This window comes from Rhodococcus sp. Eu-32, from assembly GCF_003336925.1.
In the GTDB taxonomy this organism is placed as follows: domain Bacteria; phylum Actinomycetota; class Actinomycetes; order Mycobacteriales; family Mycobacteriaceae; genus Rhodococcoides; species Rhodococcoides kyotonensis_B.
Genome location: NZ_QGNK01000073.1, coordinates 1 through 483, shown reverse-complemented (window position 1 = coordinate 483; position 483 = coordinate 1). Strand labels below are relative to the sequence as shown.

The 483-nt window shown below is 32.1% G+C and carries 1 protein-coding gene; it reads right to left on the bottom strand.

The features are described 5' to 3' along the window. Window positions 1–267: 267 nt before the first annotated feature. On the bottom strand, window positions 268–483 hold a 216-nt coding region (locus tag DK926_RS26955; protein ID WP_207890931.1), incomplete at its 5' end, for a hypothetical protein.

Here is a 483-nt window from a genome sequence, read left to right as displayed (position 1 = left end):
CCAGCATTTATAGATGATAATACAAATATCGCATTAAATTTCTTTATATTGGGTGTTTTGTTTATATTTATATCATTCCTGACAGATATTATTTACATAGCTATTAGCTTGACGATAAGGGATAAATTAACTCCGTCATTCTCAAGGTACATAAGTATATGTAGCTCCATTTTTATATTAGGTACAGGTATTTATTTTATCTTGACGTGAAACGCCGTTTTTATACTCATGCAGCCTTAGTCATAAGACGGCATGAGTTACTTAACACTATTTCAGTATGGCATATTTTTTATTTGGGGTTTGTTCATTGGAATAATATCCACTTTTATCATCAACTAACACGCATACGTCCCTATACTCTCCACACTTAGAGAACTCTGCCAATGGTGCTTTTTCCTTCCACTCTTTTAACATAGATTCATGTTTTTTCTGTTCTTCCATTAGAGAACCGATATTCATTTTGAGATATTCAGCATAAAAACT